18 protein-coding genes are annotated in these 15,158 nt (G+C 46.8%); 3 read left to right on the top strand and 15 right to left on the bottom strand.

Annotated features, from left to right (window positions below):
- Positions 1-8 precede the first annotated feature (8 nt).
- The 11 genes from pilM to F461_RS0107320 are packed head-to-tail and all read right to left on the bottom strand — an operon-like array spanning position 9 to position 10,978.
- Positions 9-437, bottom strand: a complete 429-nt coding sequence (pilM, locus tag F461_RS0107370; RefSeq protein WP_020000513.1) for a type IV pilus biogenesis protein PilM — start codon at positions 435-437, stop codon at positions 9-11.
- Positions 434-1,705, bottom strand: a complete 1,272-nt coding sequence (locus tag F461_RS0107365; protein WP_020000512.1) for an ATPase, T2SS/T4P/T4SS family — start codon at positions 1,703-1,705, stop codon at positions 434-436. The genes pilM and F461_RS0107365 overlap by 4 nt, the downstream gene beginning before the upstream one ends.
- Positions 1,706-1,714: 9 nt before the next feature.
- Entirely contained in the window at positions 1,715-2,260 is a 546-nt protein-coding gene (locus F461_RS0107360; protein ID WP_020000511.1) for a type 4 pilus major pilin, read from the bottom strand.
- Between the two features lie 9 nt (positions 2,261-2,269).
- On the bottom strand, positions 2,270-3,343 hold the full coding sequence (locus tag F461_RS0107355; RefSeq protein ID WP_020000510.1) for a type II secretion system F family protein: 1,074 nt from the start codon (positions 3,341-3,343) through the stop codon (positions 2,270-2,272).
- Complete coding sequence (locus F461_RS0107350; protein WP_020000509.1) at positions 3,343-4,929, bottom strand: ATPase, T2SS/T4P/T4SS family; 1,587 nt, start codon at positions 4,927-4,929, stop codon at positions 3,343-3,345. Before F461_RS0107350 ends, F461_RS0107355 begins: the two co-directional genes overlap by 1 nt.
- 3 nt (positions 4,930-4,932) lie before the next feature.
- Positions 4,933-5,673 (bottom strand): hypothetical protein, encoded by a 741-nt coding sequence (locus F461_RS0107345; RefSeq protein WP_020000508.1) that lies wholly within the window; start codon positions 5,671-5,673, stop codon positions 4,933-4,935.
- The gene (gene pilO2 / locus F461_RS0107340) at positions 5,660-6,925 is read right to left on the bottom strand and encodes a type 4b pilus protein PilO2 (RefSeq protein WP_020000507.1); all 1,266 of its coding nucleotides are present in this window, start codon (positions 6,923-6,925) and stop codon (positions 5,660-5,662) included. The genes F461_RS0107345 and pilO2 overlap by 14 nt, the downstream gene beginning before the upstream one ends.
- Complete coding sequence (locus tag F461_RS0107335; protein ID WP_020000506.1) at positions 6,918-8,417, bottom strand: hypothetical protein; 1,500 nt, start codon at positions 8,415-8,417, stop codon at positions 6,918-6,920. The genes pilO2 and F461_RS0107335 overlap by 8 nt, the downstream gene beginning before the upstream one ends.
- Before the next feature lie 2 nt (positions 8,418-8,419).
- Positions 8,420-9,199: a TcpQ domain-containing protein gene (locus tag F461_RS0107330; RefSeq protein WP_020000505.1), complete on the bottom strand. Its 780-nt coding sequence runs from the start codon at positions 9,197-9,199 to the stop codon at positions 8,420-8,422.
- A complete protein-coding gene (trbG, locus tag F461_RS17345) occupies positions 9,196-10,293 on the bottom strand; it encodes a P-type conjugative transfer protein TrbG (RefSeq protein ID WP_020000504.1) in 1,098 nt (365 codons plus the stop codon). Before trbG ends, F461_RS0107330 begins: the two co-directional genes overlap by 4 nt.
- Before the next feature lie 34 nt (positions 10,294-10,327).
- On the bottom strand, positions 10,328-10,978 hold the full coding sequence (locus tag F461_RS0107320; RefSeq protein ID WP_020000503.1) for a VirB8/TrbF family protein: 651 nt from the start codon (positions 10,976-10,978) through the stop codon (positions 10,328-10,330).
- Between the two features lie 47 nt (positions 10,979-11,025).
- On the opposite strand from F461_RS0107320, the gene F461_RS17340 reads away from it, so the two are divergent.
- A complete protein-coding gene (locus tag F461_RS17340; RefSeq protein WP_020000502.1) occupies positions 11,026-11,775 on the top strand; it encodes a hypothetical protein in 750 nt (249 codons plus the stop codon).
- On the opposite strand, the gene F461_RS0107310 is transcribed toward F461_RS17340, so the two are convergent.
- Positions 11,756-12,274: a hypothetical protein gene (locus F461_RS0107310; RefSeq protein WP_020000501.1), complete on the bottom strand. Its 519-nt coding sequence runs from the start codon at positions 12,272-12,274 to the stop codon at positions 11,756-11,758. The two genes, F461_RS17340 and F461_RS0107310, sit on opposite strands and share 20 nt — an antisense overlap.
- A gap of 78 nt (positions 12,275-12,352) precedes the next feature.
- On the opposite strand from F461_RS0107310, the gene F461_RS17335 reads away from it, so the two are divergent.
- Positions 12,353-12,577 carry a hypothetical protein gene (locus F461_RS17335; RefSeq protein ID WP_020000500.1) on the top strand — a complete coding sequence of 75 codons (225 nt, stop codon included), beginning with the start codon at positions 12,353-12,355 and terminating at the stop codon, positions 12,575-12,577.
- 26 nt (positions 12,578-12,603) lie between these two features.
- Here the strand turns inward: F461_RS17335 and F461_RS0107305 are convergent, their stop codons facing one another.
- Both F461_RS0107305 and trbL read right to left on the bottom strand, forming a co-directional pair.
- Positions 12,604-13,014, bottom strand: a complete 411-nt coding sequence (locus F461_RS0107305; RefSeq protein WP_020000499.1) for a hypothetical protein — start codon at positions 13,012-13,014, stop codon at positions 12,604-12,606.
- A 3-nt stretch (positions 13,015-13,017) separates the two neighbouring features.
- Positions 13,018-14,223 (bottom strand): P-type conjugative transfer protein TrbL, encoded by a 1,206-nt coding sequence (gene trbL / locus F461_RS0107300; RefSeq protein WP_020000498.1) that lies wholly within the window; start codon positions 14,221-14,223, stop codon positions 13,018-13,020.
- A gap of 39 nt (positions 14,224-14,262) precedes the next feature.
- Between trbL and F461_RS0107295 the strand changes: the two genes are divergently transcribed.
- Positions 14,263-14,451: a hypothetical protein gene (locus F461_RS0107295; protein ID WP_020000497.1), complete on the top strand. Its 189-nt coding sequence runs from the start codon at positions 14,263-14,265 to the stop codon at positions 14,449-14,451.
- Here the strand turns inward: F461_RS0107295 and trbJ are convergent.
- Positions 14,448-15,122: a P-type conjugative transfer protein TrbJ gene (gene trbJ / locus F461_RS18925; RefSeq protein ID WP_162139289.1), complete on the bottom strand. Its 675-nt coding sequence runs from the start codon at positions 15,120-15,122 to the stop codon at positions 14,448-14,450. The genes F461_RS0107295 and trbJ overlap by 4 nt on opposite strands.
- Positions 15,123-15,158: the final 36 nt, after the last annotated feature.

Below are 15,158 nucleotides of genomic sequence, written 5' to 3'. Positions count from 1 at the left end.
TTAGCCACCTATCTTACGGAGATCACGGTTGTAACGTTGCCTTCCGGAATAAAGGCTGGAAGCGTTACGCCTGTGCCGTGCGCGGTGACGAGGCGGTTGTGCTGGTTCACGCCCACGGCAAAGCTGCCTTTAAGGATATTTTCTATGACAACGACTTCTTGCGCGGTCGCTTCGCCGTAAACGTAGAGCGTGTTGCCTTCGATGCGGTTTTTCCAGTTCCGCAAGGCCCGCCAATCAGATGGCAGGCCAAGCATGGATGGAGTAAGTGATACTGTGATTGCGGGAGTGTTAACAGCGCACATTATGGCCGCGTTTCGGTAGATGACATAGTTGGTTGCGACAGATTGCGCGGACTCGTCACTTTGGCCGAACGGGGCTTGCGTTGCATACATTGCAATCACACCGAGGAGCACTACAAACACAGCCAGAGCCTTCATAGTGCATGTACTCCTTGGTATTCGATGATACTGCGCTGCTCTTTGATCACGTCATTGAGCGCTTTGAGATTGCCGTCCTTGATTATCGCGCGAGTTGCTTTTGCGCGTTGGGAACTTGGCAAAAGCAGGAATTCAGGGACATTCAACTCCCAGCCGCCATTTTCAGTTGGAACTAACTCCTGATGGATAACTCCAAGGAGGCATTCGGAAAGGTTGAGCGCTGCGGCTTCGCCAGCGCTTTCCTTTGCCCAGGTTAAGAGTCGATCAAGTGCTGCAACAACTCCGGTGCCGTGGATGGTGCTGAAAATGAGCTGACGGCTTGAGCTGAGGCTGATTTGAAGCAGCTCGCTTGCGGTCGTGCTTCCCAGAACCTCACCAATATAGATAATGTCTGCTGTTGAACGGTGAGAGACCTGAAGAACAGCGGGAAGATCTGCTTCGCCATCAAGATCGCACTGCCAGCATGTTCCGTGTTCGCCGTGCATTCCACTGAGAGGCATTTCAGCCGGCATTTCAATGCTCAGGGCGTGACCGCCGAATTTTATGAGGCGTTTGGATATGCAAGAGGCCGCTGAAGTCGTTTTTCCGGAAGCCTGAGCGCCGGAAAACAAGATCAGCCCTTTGAGCTGATTGGCGTCTGTCAGCCATTCAGAAAGACCTTCGGGCATACCGAGCTTGTAGAAGTCCGGAATTGTGTCCATGCCTTTGCGAAGTGAGAAGGCGTGTCCGTTCCCGGAGGCAATCCCATCAAACACAGCCACACGGTATGAACGACCCTTAAAGTTGATCCGGAAGGAGTGGCGCTTATGTTTTTCAAACTCCGTGTTGACCTGTGTGCGCAGCTCGTCAATTTCTTCCTGAAACTCACTTGGAGACGGGAGAACTTGTCGGCCAAAACCCCGCATACCGCGAAGGTAGGTGCTGCCGTTGTTGAGCAGGATGTCGGAGAACTCCAGTTCATTGAGTGTCTGCGGCATGTTGTCCGGATCAGTTAAAATCGGATCTCCCTTTGAGACTGTGTAAAGAACCTCGTCTGTTGCAGGGTTAGGAATACAAATTACGTTGTATTTGTAGGTCTCAAAATTGACTGAGAATACCTGCTGGCCAGAAGGGGACACGCCTGAAATTGATTCTGTCAGTTTTGCCACGTCCTCCTTGAACTGCGCGTCGTCCGGATCGGTTTCCACAAAGTCGTTTTTACCGACAAGTACGAAACGTCCGGTGCTGAACAGGAGAAGGCTGGAGAAAGATATTTCACTAAGACGCATACGTGCTCCTTAGTTTGAGGTGAACGTGAGGGTGTTGGTATCAGTGCATTGGTTGGCAGCTTCGGACACGATAGAGTTCTGGCTGAGGGTGGAGCCGTTTACTTTTACATCTACCCATGAACCACTCTGGTAGGTTGCAAGCTTGGTGCAAGCCTCCTGCGGGACTTCAGCGAGGCTGATCACAAAGGTGTTTGGATTAGTTCCAGCTTCAATTGTTACTGCCCCATTCCAAACATTGCGTAACCTATTACTTTTAATCATTTTGTTAGGGATAATAGCAGATTTTATTGCACTAGCGCTTGTCAGCCCTGTGTAATCCGGAGATGAGGTGTAAAGCTGCTTAATCTGCATACGCAGCGTTGAAAGCGCCTGTTCCGTGTCCGCAAGGTTGTTGCTGGAGAAGAGCGAAGTGAAGTTCACACCGGAGGCCGCAATCATAATGAGAACAAACAAGATCGCGCCAAGCACTTCGATGGAAAGCCAGCCGGCTTGTTTACGTAATTCAATTTCTTTTTGTGGACATTGAACAGTATTAGCAGGGTGGAATTTAGTCATAGTAAGTTCCTAGAGGGTCATTGATTGACCGAGTTGTTGTTGCAGGGAAGAAACGGCAAGAGCGATGCCACAAAGAGTGGTTAAAATTGCAATGAGAAGCCCGAAATTGAGCGCTTTGCACTGTGCTTTGATGCGATCGATGCCTTGTTCAAGCCACTGTTTGGCGATGGTATATAGACGGGAGTCGAAACCCGGAAGGGTTGAGTAGATCAGCATGTCTTCGACAAGCTCTTCATCCGGAAAGTTAAAGCCGCTGTCATCCAGCGCTTCACCGAGACTTTTACCGAGATTGAGCTGCGCACGGATTGCCTGAATACGTTCTGACATCCAGCGGTTGCGCTTGCTTGATTCAAGCATGTCATCGAGGACAACAGAGAGCTGCACATTCGCTTTGAGCATGGTTGCCAATGTGAAAAGCCAGATAGAACCGTGAATCAAACGGTAGAGCGACCACGGTGGCAACTTGTCACACTTGATTCGGAGTTTTCCTGTAAAGTGCGGAAGGGTTGCCATGGACAAAACTACAGCGCCGAAGGTGGAGATTAAAAACAGTACTCCAGTCGGTGAACTGATAAATACGGCCACGGAGTAGAGGATTGCAGCACCGCCGCGCCAGCTTTCCGGATCTACGATGAGTGAAAGCTGAGGCACGACGTAATGCGAGAGCACAAGCAGGAAGACCATCAGCAAAGAACAAAGTAGAACTGGATAGCTCAATGCCTGAACGATCGCGCTTACGATTTTTTCTTTTGCATCGATCAAACCGCATGTCAGTTCCAGAGCGTTCGGCAGATCCCCGCCGTCTACACCACTTTTGATGAGCATGTATTCAGCGTCCGGAATAAACCCGTGGAATGCATCGGCAAGGGAATCCCCGCTTTGTGTTCGCACTAGCGCTTCAGACAGCAAGAGGTGTTGCGGGTCATGCTTGCGCTCTAAACGGCGTTGCATGGATTCAAGCGCATCGTTCAGCCCGAGGCCATTCTCAGTCATCGCTGCAAGTTTTTGGTAGAACTTGCAGCGTTTTTTCCCTGAGAAGAACAGGGCGGCGATAATGCGCAGTCTGTCAGCCTTGGCAAACATTATTTGCCTCCGGAGCCTGAAAGACGGGCAAGGTCAGCAGCGTTAAAGCTGTATTGTCCGAACGCCTTGTCATAGTTGAGTGGAACACCAAGTTTCTTTTCAACGATGGTTGGATCGATTTTCCCTTCACCGATGAGATCAATGGCGTGACCAACATACGTTTTACCGTTCTGTTCGTTGATCCAATGCTTATGCGCACTGATAAAGTCGTTGTTCCGCAGGTATTCAAGTAAGGTGTAGTCGGTGGCTATTACCTCGGCCACAACGGTTTGACTTATGATGCCCATATTGTCGCAATGCTCGCAGCCGGTTCCTTTGAAATGAACATTCTTAAGCTTGTCAGTGTCGATAACTTCCAACATGCGGTTAAAGACACCGCGTGGAAGAATACGCAGACGTTCAGGATCATCTTCCGGAAGCTTGACGACTTCTGTGAACGGTTTTTTGCAATGGTCACAAAGCACAGGAACAAGACGCTGGTTGATAAGTCCGGAACAAATGGAATGATCACAAAGATAGTTACGAGGCTCGCGGATTCCATAATCTGTGAGCATGGTGGACAGCAGCGTGATGATGTTCAGCGCACTGGAAGCATGAACGGAAGTCCAAATGCTGTGCCCTGTCTGGGCAGCTCGCAGCACAGCCATAACAACTTCAGGATAACGCATTTCACCGATCATGATGCCGTCGATGTCGGAACGCATTAAACCACCAAGAGCAGCTCTGAATACGGTCGCACGCTTCCGTTCGTCCGTGTAGTCGCTGATAATGCGGATTTGTTTAACAAGATGCATGGCGAATTCTGGAGGATCTTCCAGTGACATGTACGACTTATCGCGATTCTCAGCGGCCATACTTTCCATTGCGTGTTTAAGTGCCGTGGTTTTACCGGAACCGGTTGGGCCGGAGAGAATCACGCAACCGGAACGGGTTGAAAGGTATCTGAAGAGAGCAACGTGTTGCTCAGTGTAGCCGAGGGTCCGCATACGTTCTTCCAGCGTGCCTGTGGCTTCTGTCACGTCATAGAGCAAGCGCATGGCCATGAATGTGCCTTGCTTGTCTTTTGCCATGTCTGCTTGGAGCGGCTCTGTGTGGAGACGAACTGATTGCACATCAGCTGGCAGATATTCACTCTTGAGTGTGCCGTCCTGTCGTTCGGTTTTGCTGAAGTTGGAATCCGCGCCTTCAGTCATAGTTGTGTACATAGAACTGAGAAGTTTATGACCAACTCCTTCCGGAAGCTGTTCACGTTCTTCGAGCATCCCCATTCTACGGAACTGAATGGTGGTAAACGCGCCATAGTCGGCAATGTGAATGTCGGATGCTCCGACTTCACGAGCATCTTCTAATATTTTAACGGCCATTTTTTGAACCTCGCTCTCGCTGACGGCCTTCTTGTTTTTGGTGAAGAACTCGGCAAACTCTTTGATTGAGTGCCACTTGGTTTCGGAAAATCCCTTACGAGCTGCAAAGCTGAGATAGGAAAGCAGCTCGTGGTCATCCTGCGCCAGTGTTTCAGAAATGTGCACTACACCATCAACAATGATGACAGTTCCTTTGAGGTTCTCGGGCATTGCGGAGTTCATGCACTACTCCTTGAAAGGCAGGGTGATGACCCCGTTTTGAGTGTGTAGAGTGACGCGGTTATGCGCGATGCTTGCAACTGTTCCGGTTGCTAAACGGTCGCCAGTGGAGACAGTGCGGACAGGTTTACCGCTACTTTGGAACTGAAGAGTTGCAGTGAGTTGCTCACCAATACCTTGTACGGATAGAACAACCGGTGGATTAACCTTTTTGGCCTTTGCGCGAGGGCTGCGATAGATCTTTGGCGCAGCAACAGGCTTGAGGACGTGATTCAGCTCTTTCAGGCGTTTTTGCTTCTGCGCAATTTCAACTTTAACGTTCAGCAATTCCAAATCAGATTTGAGAAGATCAAGTGCGCTGAGTTTTGCTGCTTCTTTGGCCGGAAGTGTCGATTTGATAGCAGCGCTTGTTTTTGTCTTTTTATCGGTCATTGAGTCTTCAATCTGTGCCGTTTGAACCGGTTTTTCTATTTTTTGGTCAGCCGGCGCTGTTTTTTCTTCTTTTTCTGCCTCTGGAGTCGAAGAAGAAGGCTTTTTCTCTTCATTTTGCCCTGCCGCCTGAACAGCGGCGGGGCGGTTCTCATTAAAAAGTTTATTGAGATTCTCAGTAGCCTTTTGCGTTTCTTCCTGTGTAGGGGGCTGAGTTGAACGTGCTGGCTTCTTCTCTTCTGAAGCCGCGTATGCTGTGCCTGCAAAGGCAACGCAGAGCAGCATTAAGGCCAGTGTTTTGATGTTAATTTTGGACATAGAGTTCTCCCGTAATTGTCCATCCTTGGGGAAGGTAGGTGATTTGAGCGATTACGATGCCAGAAAGCTCGCCCAATGAAGTGAGAAGGGATTGATCGATGATTGCTGCACTTGGTATGGCGGAGAGTGTCCATTTGCTGTGAAGCCACGGAGAAGTGAAGACCAGAGGAGAACCAATGACATCACTCTCTTTGTGCGTTTTGACCGGAGACCAAACCACGCTGATATGTGCCTGTGCAGCGGATGTGAGCTGATAGAGTTTGCCTACAGCCTCTTCTTTGGTGAGAAGGTTTTTTGCAGGGCGCTCGCGCTTTACATAGAGGGCGTGTGTAGAGAATGCTCTAGTCGGTGTGACCGGATCGAGAATGGCCGCTTCTTCAAACACAACAGGCAGTGCATCAAATCGCGCACCGGATTTATGGTTCCATTCTGTTTTTAGCTGAGCCGGAACAGAAGCGAGATCGCATGTGCTGCTTAACAGTGCCCACCCGCGATTGTAGAGTGGCAAGCCTTGCATAGCCGGAACGCAGAGTGCTGCGACGTGAGCAACGTCCGGAGCTTTTTCCCAGACTTTCGGGAAGAATTGTTCTGGAGAATTTTCGAGCTGCTTACGTCGGTTTTGTGCGTTCTGCGCGTTGATCTGCTGTTGTTTACGATTAAACTCAGCAAGTTTGTGCGCTTCGTATCTGGTGTATGCCATGTAGCAGCCGGCGCAGATCAGCAGAATTATGATCAACCGAACTGAAGAGGGAATACTTTTCTCTTCAAGAGAGTGCAGGCGTTGCGCTGACTTGAGGAGTCCTTTGAACTGCTCTTCAGTTTCAGCAACCGTCTCGGTCAAAATCTCGTTTTCCCACTTGGAAATAACGCGGAGCTTGTTGAGATGTTTGTCAGCCTCGCTCTGTGATTCGAAAATTGCATCACCTTCAGCGAGCGGCTTCCCGTCCTTAATGGCGCAAACCCACCAGACTAGCTTCCCGCCAGTTTCTTCAAGAAGAAAGCGGCCAAGCCATGTGTCTTGAGTTCGATCAATCAGAGCGCAGACAAGAGAAGGGGGTGATTTTATTTTTCCCTTCAGGTTGCCCAGCCCGAACTGAGACTTCCGGATGACATAGCAGTTGAAGTTTTCGTCTTTGAATTCAGCAACCTGATTGCGGATGTGCTCAAGTTGATCTCGCCGTTTGCTGCCTTTGAGAACCTGCCACCAAAGACCGGCAGCGTAGGTTTTTCCGTTGAGTTTGACGCTATGCATTTAAATCTCCGGCGCTTTCCACATCGATGGTAATTATGATGATGCGTTTTTCACGCTGGGAGCTTTGGCCGGCTGCGAAAATGTCCACACCTTCAGACTCAACACCTTTTTCCTGCTCGAAGCCTGCAAGAACAAGAGTCTGGCCCATGTTCATACTGATTTGCTGTGCAAAACTACGAGTGGAGAGCTGTGGAAGCTGGATTGTTTGCTCTCCGGATTTGAACTCCACGAGTTTGTCGAGTGAAGAGAGAGATACGTTGCATTGCAAGATCACACGGCGGCGATCAAGGATGTGCGGGATAACAGCCATTGCAAAGCCAGGAGAAACTTCACCAGCCGTGAGTTCTGTGCTGGAGCTTTCATTTGTGCTGGTTGTTTTTGTTCCAGCTAAATAGGCGATGCGACGATCAACCTGAACAGGAAGTGTCTGGTTGTTCATGCTGATACCGCTGCCGGAAGTAAGCAGCGTGGTGCGACCTTTCTTTTTCAACGCGCGAAGTACGGCTTCAGAGCCGCTAAGTTGTCCGTTCCCAAGAATTGTTGCAGTGAGTGAACCCGCGCCATCCAAGAGTTGATAAGGGTTCACAACGCTTGAAGCTAATTTAAGTCCGGAACCTTCAAGCAATACTTTAAGATTGATGCCGGTGTCTGTGTTGTCTGAAAGCTCTAATGCCCAGACATGGACGCTAAGCGCTACCTGTTTGCCGAGTTTTGCGTTTACGCTGTCGATGTATTTTTCAATGCGGCGCAGAGCTGGAGCCGTATCTGTAACGGTGATAGTACCGCTGGATTTGCTCATGGAAACACTGCCACGCTTGGAGAGCATGGATTCAACGCCGGTTTTGCATTCTGTCCAGGCATCAGCCTTGTAATGGCTTTTGCTTGTCTGTGAGGTTTGAGAGGTAGATCCGGACGCGCTGGCAGCTGAACCTGAGTCAGTACTTTTTGATTCTGTGTTGTTGGTAATCGTGCCTTCGTAACCAACTTCACTCGGAGACGTGAAGAGGGTGAAGGTTTTCACTCTGAGATATGAAAATTCGACAATGCCGTTTTCGTATTCCCAGCTCTGGCCGAAGTGCTGGCCTATGGTATTCAGCAGGTTCTCAACTGTGCCGTGGTACGCCAACGCCATACGCTTTGGAGGAGTTGCAATGCCGTCTTTTGATTCAACAATAGACTTCTCATCAACGGAGTATTTGATACCGAGCGGGATTATGTCTTGAATGGCATTCACCAGCTCAGGAAGAGTACCTTTGGTGCGAAGTGTAATCTTCTGGCTAAAGATAAACGGAAGTACAGCATCTTGATCTATCTTCACCGGATCAGCGCCAAGGTAAGCTTGCTGAACTACATGAACGGTCTGTGGCTGAACAGCTTGTTTTAGTTTTGCTGCCTGGTGTTGGACACGTGTTTGCGGTTCATTTGTCTGATTCAGTGCGCATCCGGAGAGAGATAAAATTACAAGCAGTAAGGCTATAAGAGTCTTTCGCATAATTAGTCCTCCCGTACTTCGAGTACGGAGTTTTGCTGATAGAGAGTGACGCGAAGGGAATTTCCGCTCCTGTTCATGCGGGTAAAGAGACGTTTTACAGCGCCGTAGAAGCTGCCTTTGAAGGTAGCCTCGGCCTGCATTTCAAAGTCGTGTGCGGCCTTCCATACGAGTTGATAATTGGCAGCACGCGCCCATGCTGCGAGCTGCTTCTTTAGGCTTCCAGGCTTGATTTGCCATGTGTAGTCACCGATCTTTTCGCTTGGTTCCATTGTAGCGCTTTGGGAGCTGACAAAGGTGAAAAGAGCTTCAGTACTTGTTGCCACGCCTTTTTCTATGAACCCTGTTTCTGGGCTGTAAGTGTAAATATGGCCAATGCTGTAACCATCTGAAAATTTTAATCGCAGGTAGCTTGGACGCGTTTTCGTGTCCGGAGAAGCAATGCTGTCCATGAGGTAAGAGCATTGAAGCACGTCTATTTCAGGTTCTTCAGTGGAGTCGATAGAGAACCCTTTTTCACGTAGGGCTGATTCAAACATGGAACCGAATTCGTCCGTATTCCGGTAGTGGAGTCCAATGGTTGTTCTCCCTGGAGGATATCTGTCAGCAACTTTTTGAGCTGTCAGTTCTGCCAGTGGTGCCATAAGTTCTTCAGGAACATCAGACATGCCGTTGTAGGCTTGCCATGATTCCATGACGGGCCTTTGTGTTTTTGCTGCGCAACCTGAAAGCAGAGCGAGTGCTATGAGAAGCAAGGTCATGCGGCGTAGTGATGGGGAGATCATTCTTCCTCCTGCTTGCGAATTTTAATTTTCTGTTGATGGGAGCCGACTCCGGCGATGAGCATGGCTTCTTCAAATATTTCATCTACGATCAGACTGGTGTGTTTGCCCTTTGTCCGGACTCGGTAGTTCACCAGCGCTTCCTGACCGGCCTTTTCTACAAGCAAAACAGGAAGGTCGCTTTGAGCAGCTTCTTGTGGGAGCCGAATTATTGTACGGGTCCCATCGTTGTAGACTTGAAGCGGCTTCCAGTTGGCTTTGCCTGTCACGTCATAGCCAAAGTCGAGTGTTGAAAGATCAACGGCAGTGCCGGCAGTTGTCGGCGCAGTTTTCCATGTTTTCTTCTTGGCCTGCTGTGCAAACTGCTGCTGCAAGAGTCGGCGCTGATCCTCTGGATACTCAAAGCCGACATACGGCGTGTAGTTCTTCCGGTTTGAGACCAGTTTGATGTGGTAAACGCGCCTGTTTGTCGGAATGACAGCGGTCGTTACCAGGCCGGTATCTGTCGGTTTAAAAATGATGTGAGTTTTTTCTCTGCCAGCTTCTCCGGAGCTTGTTGTTTGCCAGCGCCAACGGGCTGTGTCGCCTAACAACACGTCTTTGACTGACTCTCCGGCCTGAAGTTCTAAGTCTGACCCCATAAGAGGAGAGCAGATAATTGTAGGCAGGGTGGAGCCGAATACGTACATCAGCTTCCCTCCATTGCTTAAAAATGGAGTGACATCGTTGTTGATCCACTTTTTGGACAGCTTCACCGCCTTCTTTTCCTTGCCATTCAACGGCACATTCACCGGACTGAGGTATTCAGGAAGCGGCGTATTGTAGATATCTGCTTCATTGATTTCAGTGCTGGCTGTGTAGCCATATTGGCTCCTGTCCGGCTGTGTTGCGGATGGAGCTGTGCGGCCATCAGTAAAGATTCTGTTCAGCAGTCCAGTTGAGTTTTGTTGTGCAGCCGGCAATTGCTTTTTTGCCTGTAAAGCCTTGTTTGCCGGGCTATCCAGAGGGATTTGTTCTGCCATTACAGGAGGCGTAAATCCTGAAATTAGGTAAAGCGAGAGCAACCCCCCTAAAATGTAGGGGTTCCACAGATTCATAGTAATTCTCCTGAATCGTTATGTTTAGGGTGTATTACGAGCTAAGAAGTTTGCTCCAGGACAGAGCAGTAATGTGCACCCCTCCGGGGTTACGCATGATTTGAGCTTCAGTGGTAGGGGGACTCTGGCGAATACTGACGGTTGCTTCATACGAGGCAGTCTCTAAAGCAACTCCAGAGTGGTTACGGACGGTTTCTTCCCATTCAATACGCCAGCTTTCCTTGCTGACGGGAAGCGGAATGCCTTTAATTCGGACATCAACAAGGACGTCGCGACCTCGTTCGTAAGGATTATGTTTCTGGTACCAGCCGCCGACCGTTCCTTTTGCCGAGCCGGTCACGAATGCAGAAAACTTCTTGATCATGCGTTCCTGCAAACTTAGATCCGCAGTGACGGTGCGCCAGTTTACAATGCATTCTGCAATGTTTGCCTGAATAACTGCTTTTGGAATTGTAGAAGCTTCAGCAGCCGGTTTTACTCCAACAGCGTTGCCTATTTTATCTACTTCAATAACGTATGGCACAACTTTGTATTGCGTTGCTTGAATGACGTTTCCAGTAATAGAGAGAATCGCAATGCAAAGTGCCAAAAACGTTGCGACCTGCCAGTTGCGCGCACGTTTGATGTAGTTTCCGTATCGTTCAAGCCATTCTTCACGGCCTTTTAAGTATGGTGAGGTAGACATTTTTTATCTTAATTCCTATACAAAATATTACAAAAAGAGAGGTAGATATGAGAAAAGCACGTCTTGGTAGAAAAGGGCCGATAATTACAATTGATGAATATCAACGGAAAGGCATTCATAAGCGGAGTGGATCAAAATATATTCCCTACTGCCGAGCTTGTGGTGAGAGAGTGTTTCCACATGCCTTAGCAAGTTTGAATGTTGAAGCAAGTTTTCACCATCATCCTTCGCCAGCAGGAACATCAGAAATGAATATTTGCCCGCTCTCTAGCAAAGCAAGTAAACGTTATTCTGTACTTGATTGTTCTGAAAAAGATGAACGCTCTGGGAGAGAGCTTAGAAAGCAATTTGTAAAGGATGGGTATGTTAAAAAAGCTTACTACTTTATGCTGAAATCCTGTGGAAGGGGATGTCTTCCTTACGCAACCTTTGAAGATACATTGCGTAACGCTAACAGAAAAAATGTATGGAATTATGTAGGAATGAAAGCTTGGATGATGCCCTATATCCTTCTTTTTGTCGGAGACTTTGTTGCCTCTAACGAAGAGAAACCGTATAAATTTCATTTTTTATTTTCCCATAAAGGTGAGTTTTCAATGGATAAAATGTTGAAAAACTCTACTGGCTACAAGATTGAGCGAGTATTTTCTAATAGCGGAATATCATTCAATAAAAAGGAATGTTTTAGTTATCCGATGGAGGTTGCAAAGCAAACTTTTGACGAAAAAACTAGTAATTTAGAATGGATGAATTTCGATTCCAGTCGGTTCCATAAACTTATTCTTCCCCAAGAATAAGTTCCTGGCAGTTAGTCAGATACATGATGATATTTAGTTCAATAGGGTCGTCGTAGTACCTGCTATCTTCATTTGGAAATCGCTTTTCGATGTCAAACTGGGAAATTATGTGAATTAGCCCTGTTACAGCATCATTAAAGGAATGCGCATGAATAAATGCGTCATGTTCATTCTGAATAGTGGATGGTTCAAAAAGTTTTTCTTTCCATGCTAGATTATGAAATGAGGAAAGAAGTTGATTGTTGTTTTCGCCCTTAATTGGTTGGTTAAGCCAAACAAGAAGTGAAAAGTATCCACTTAGGCCTTTTGTTGCATGTTGAATGTAGCCATACCAGAAGCCTTTGTGGCCAATGTGATCTAAAAATATTGGAACAAGAAGTTCTTTTCCTCCCGTAACCCCAGATGTCACAAAGATAACTGGAGTCTCTGGAGTGAATGTGCATTTTTTATTATGGGCTAATGTGTTTTTTATAGTTTGTACTAGAGAAGGTTGAGTCATATTAATATCCCTTTTGGTCATTTCCCTATTGTTGCGGTGCGTTGATTAAAAAAGCTATGTTTGAAGATGAAATGATTAGTGCTGAAGATTTTATTGCTAGAGCATCGTATTGATTTTTTGAGTTCCGGTGACCTCGCCATTGGCATCGTAAATTTTGCTATCGACCGCAACATCTTCCTTCCCGCCATGTTTCAAAGTGGCATTGTCTCCGTTAACTACTTTTGCTTCTTCAACATTCCTGAGTATTCGTTGGTTGCGCTAGGAGAGGTTAAATCCACTGCCGGACTAAAAAAGTTGGAGTAACTCTCCATACATACAGAGTGTTCTCCTTATTTTTTAAAGAAGACTTGGCAGCTGCCTATAATTTTTTCTTTTAATGGTATCGCTCGACGATGCGTCAATTCCACCCCATAGGCCGTTCGGACTGTGACGTAATAGGCAATGCTTGTTAAAAATATCCATCGTAATTCCCACATGTAAGATTCTGTAATGTAATACAACAATGAAACTACACCGGTGATGGTCACTAGATCTAAGGCAATTAATTTTGCTGAAAGCGGGGCGTTTTCTGTTACGTAGCAGTATCCCCTTGCACCGCAGTACATAGCTATTCCAATTAGGATAAGAATACGCATAAAAGGGTTATCCGTTCTGTAGTGGAGAATAAGTCCGATGGTTGATAACGCTAATCCAGCGTCCATCAACGGTACTCTGAATTTTGAAAAATTATTGTGGTTCATTACTTAACTCTCCTTTCCCTTTGTTAAGTCGACAGCAGGACTTTGATATGGTTTATCTTCCATAGGTGGGGCAGACGGAGCTTCTCCGCTGTTCATAAGGTCTTGCAATTCGCTTTTTCCTTGAATAGCTGAACGGATATTTTGTATACGTCCTTGCCCACGAGTGGAGAGAGCTGCCGAACCAAGATTTTTTGCCATATGCCCAGCTTTACCGAGCCCACTCGCACCGTCAGCATTCGCCATTCCAGCCGCAGCTCTTGTTGCTTGAGCTCCATCAAAGGCATTGAATCCACCAGCTTTCATCGCCCCCATCGTAGCCATAGTTCCCATGGCCACGGTAGAAGCAGCGGATGTAATTGCTTGTCCTGTAGAAACGTGGGAACCGTTGATAATTCCTGAGACGATGTCAGGGATGCTCATAGTAAGTGCTAAGAGAACGATTGAGGCCCCGATCAAAATGAAGAGGTCTTGAAGTTGAATAGCAGCACTGCCAAACTCATTGATGAATGAAGTGCCTAAGCTAATAAGCAGCTGCATGACAAAAAGTTTTGCTGCGACTCCAAGAGAATACCTTAAAAAGTTTGTTGCATAGCTTCGTGTTTGTTCTGCGCCGCCAAATCCAAGTAAAATTGTACCGGCACTTAAGACAATGTAGCTTTCGCATTTAACAAGAAGCATTTGAGCTGCAATTAGGGCAAATGTAATTGCAATAGCTAGAGCGCAAATTAATAGTCCTAAACTGTCGACAGGTTTCATTACACTGATTCTATCTAACACTTTGAAGATGAGTTTCATGCCTACAATAAAGACACTGCTAGGGTCAGCTGGAGGAGCGTTAAGTTCGGTTGCAATGTCTGAAAGCCCAGAGATTAAAAGGTTAGCCCATTGGGTATAATACCGTAAAACAGCAAGCATTAAACAAGCGAAAAAAATTAAACGGATAAAGTTTCCTAAAACATTTTTAAACTCTTCTTGCTTAATCGCTGCTGTGATTCCCATCCAAGCAACGCTACCGATGAGTAAAATGCGAAAGAGAGATAAAGCGTGAGATTCGATAACGGGTTGCCATGCAGAGGCTTTTTGTTGGAACTGAAAGGCTATTTCAGAAAGGACATGCGCATTTTGTTGTGCCGCAAAGGTGACTTTTGGATGGAATAAGCATATAGTAAATGCTATCAATGCTGCATGGTTAATGGTAAAATTTTTCATTACCTTTCCTTATAAAGTCTATTCGTGAGATTGATTATTATGAAAAAAACAGTTGTAACGATATTGATGCTTGTTTTGTGCTCAGCTTTATTAGGGTGTTCAGAGGATACAAAAGATGTAAATTCAAGAACGCCTAAGCAAGAAAAAGCCTATAAAGAACTTTTTAATTCAAATTCCGACAGTTACTTTGAAGAAAAATCCAAGCCTGTTACAACAAATAACTTTTAAAAGTTGTTGGATGTGACTGGTTTGTCCGGTGCAGTGAAGTAAGAATCAGGATTTGGATGAAATAAGCTACGCCTTGCCTCTTCCTGAACTTGCTCGACCTTTTCTTTTTTCTGTGTTCTAGCCATTTCTTGCTGCAAATATGTAGCCATAAGAGCTCGGGTTTCCTGAGCTTCTTTTATTTGGATGGCTGCAAGTTTGTTTCCTGCCTGTATTGCTTCCATTCTTCCTTTTGGAGTTGAAAGAAGGCTTCTAATATGCGTTTCCAGCTCACCGTTGTTACGTAGATCCGCGAGCTGGGTTCCAGTCATTTTAAAAGTTGCTTCAGCTGCACGATCAACTTCACCAGACCAGCGATCCCACATGGTTGAATAATTTTTTGTACCTTCAGCCGTATTAACCAAACCTCTCAATGCTGATTGTTTGGCGTAGAAGGCGTTGTAGAGGTCTTTCATTCCGTTAATTTCGCCTGTTCGAGCGGAAACTCTCTCCACATAGCCAGACAGCCTGTTAAAATCTCCAACCATTCTGTTCATGGTATCAACCGGTAGTGTCACTGTGTTTTGAACCATGTTGGCGTACTGTTCGATGTTCTGTTGCACCATTCGCACTTGCTGCGCTGTCTGCTGCACATCTTCACCGTATTGTTTCCAAGCCGTTGTCAACTGTTCCATATTTGTGATCCGTTCCAACATTTGAACGAAATTGTT

This window comes from Halodesulfovibrio aestuarii DSM 17919 = ATCC 29578, assembly GCF_000384815.1.
In the GTDB taxonomy this organism is placed as follows: domain Bacteria; phylum Desulfobacterota; class Desulfovibrionia; order Desulfovibrionales; family Desulfovibrionaceae; genus Halodesulfovibrio; species Halodesulfovibrio aestuarii.
This window is presented reverse-complemented; position numbering and strand designations above follow the sequence as displayed.

Excerpts from the sequence above, each read along its gene's own strand:
- F461_RS0107335 (WP_020000506.1), bottom strand. The coding sequence starts at position 8,417 with ATGCGAAAGACTCTTATAGCCTTACTGCTTGTAATTTTATCTCTCTCC.
- F461_RS0107350 (WP_020000509.1), bottom strand. The coding sequence starts at position 4,929 with ATGAACTCCGCAATGCCCGAGAACCTCAAAGGAACTGTCATCATTGTT.
- F461_RS0107360 (WP_020000511.1), bottom strand. The coding sequence starts at position 2,260 with ATGACTAAATTCCACCCTGCTAATACTGTTCAATGTCCACAAAAAGAA.
- trbL (WP_020000498.1), bottom strand. The coding sequence starts at position 14,223 with ATGAAAAATTTTACCATTAACCATGCAGCATTGATAGCATTTACTATA.
- F461_RS0107320 (WP_020000503.1), bottom strand. The coding sequence starts at position 10,978 with ATGTCTACCTCACCATACTTAAAAGGCCGTGAAGAATGGCTTGAACGA.
- F461_RS0107305 (WP_020000499.1), bottom strand. The coding sequence starts at position 13,014 with ATGAACCACAATAATTTTTCAAAATTCAGAGTACCGTTGATGGACGCT.
- trbG (WP_020000504.1), bottom strand. The coding sequence starts at position 10,293 with ATGAATCTGTGGAACCCCTACATTTTAGGGGGGTTGCTCTCGCTTTAC.
- pilM (WP_020000513.1), bottom strand. The coding sequence starts at position 437 with ATGAAGGCTCTGGCTGTGTTTGTAGTGCTCCTCGGTGTGATTGCAATG.
- F461_RS0107295 (WP_020000497.1), top strand. The coding sequence starts at position 14,263 with ATGAAAAAAACAGTTGTAACGATATTGATGCTTGTTTTGTGCTCAGCT.
- F461_RS0107310 (WP_020000501.1), bottom strand. The coding sequence starts at position 12,274 with ATGACTCAACCTTCTCTAGTACAAACTATAAAAAACACATTAGCCCAT.
- F461_RS0107345 (WP_020000508.1), bottom strand. The coding sequence starts at position 5,673 with ATGTCCAAAATTAACATCAAAACACTGGCCTTAATGCTGCTCTGCGTT.
- F461_RS17340 (WP_020000502.1), top strand. The coding sequence starts at position 11,026 with ATGAGAAAAGCACGTCTTGGTAGAAAAGGGCCGATAATTACAATTGAT.
- F461_RS0107365 (WP_020000512.1), bottom strand. The coding sequence starts at position 1,705 with ATGCGTCTTAGTGAAATATCTTTCTCCAGCCTTCTCCTGTTCAGCACC.
- trbJ (WP_162139289.1), bottom strand. The coding sequence starts at position 15,122 with ATGGAACAGTTGACAACGGCTTGGAAACAATACGGTGAAGATGTGCAG.
- pilO2 (WP_020000507.1), bottom strand. The coding sequence starts at position 6,925 with ATGCATAGCGTCAAACTCAACGGAAAAACCTACGCTGCCGGTCTTTGG.
- F461_RS0107330 (WP_020000505.1), bottom strand. The coding sequence starts at position 9,199 with ATGATCTCCCCATCACTACGCCGCATGACCTTGCTTCTCATAGCACTC.
- F461_RS0107355 (WP_020000510.1), bottom strand. The coding sequence starts at position 3,343 with ATGTTTGCCAAGGCTGACAGACTGCGCATTATCGCCGCCCTGTTCTTC.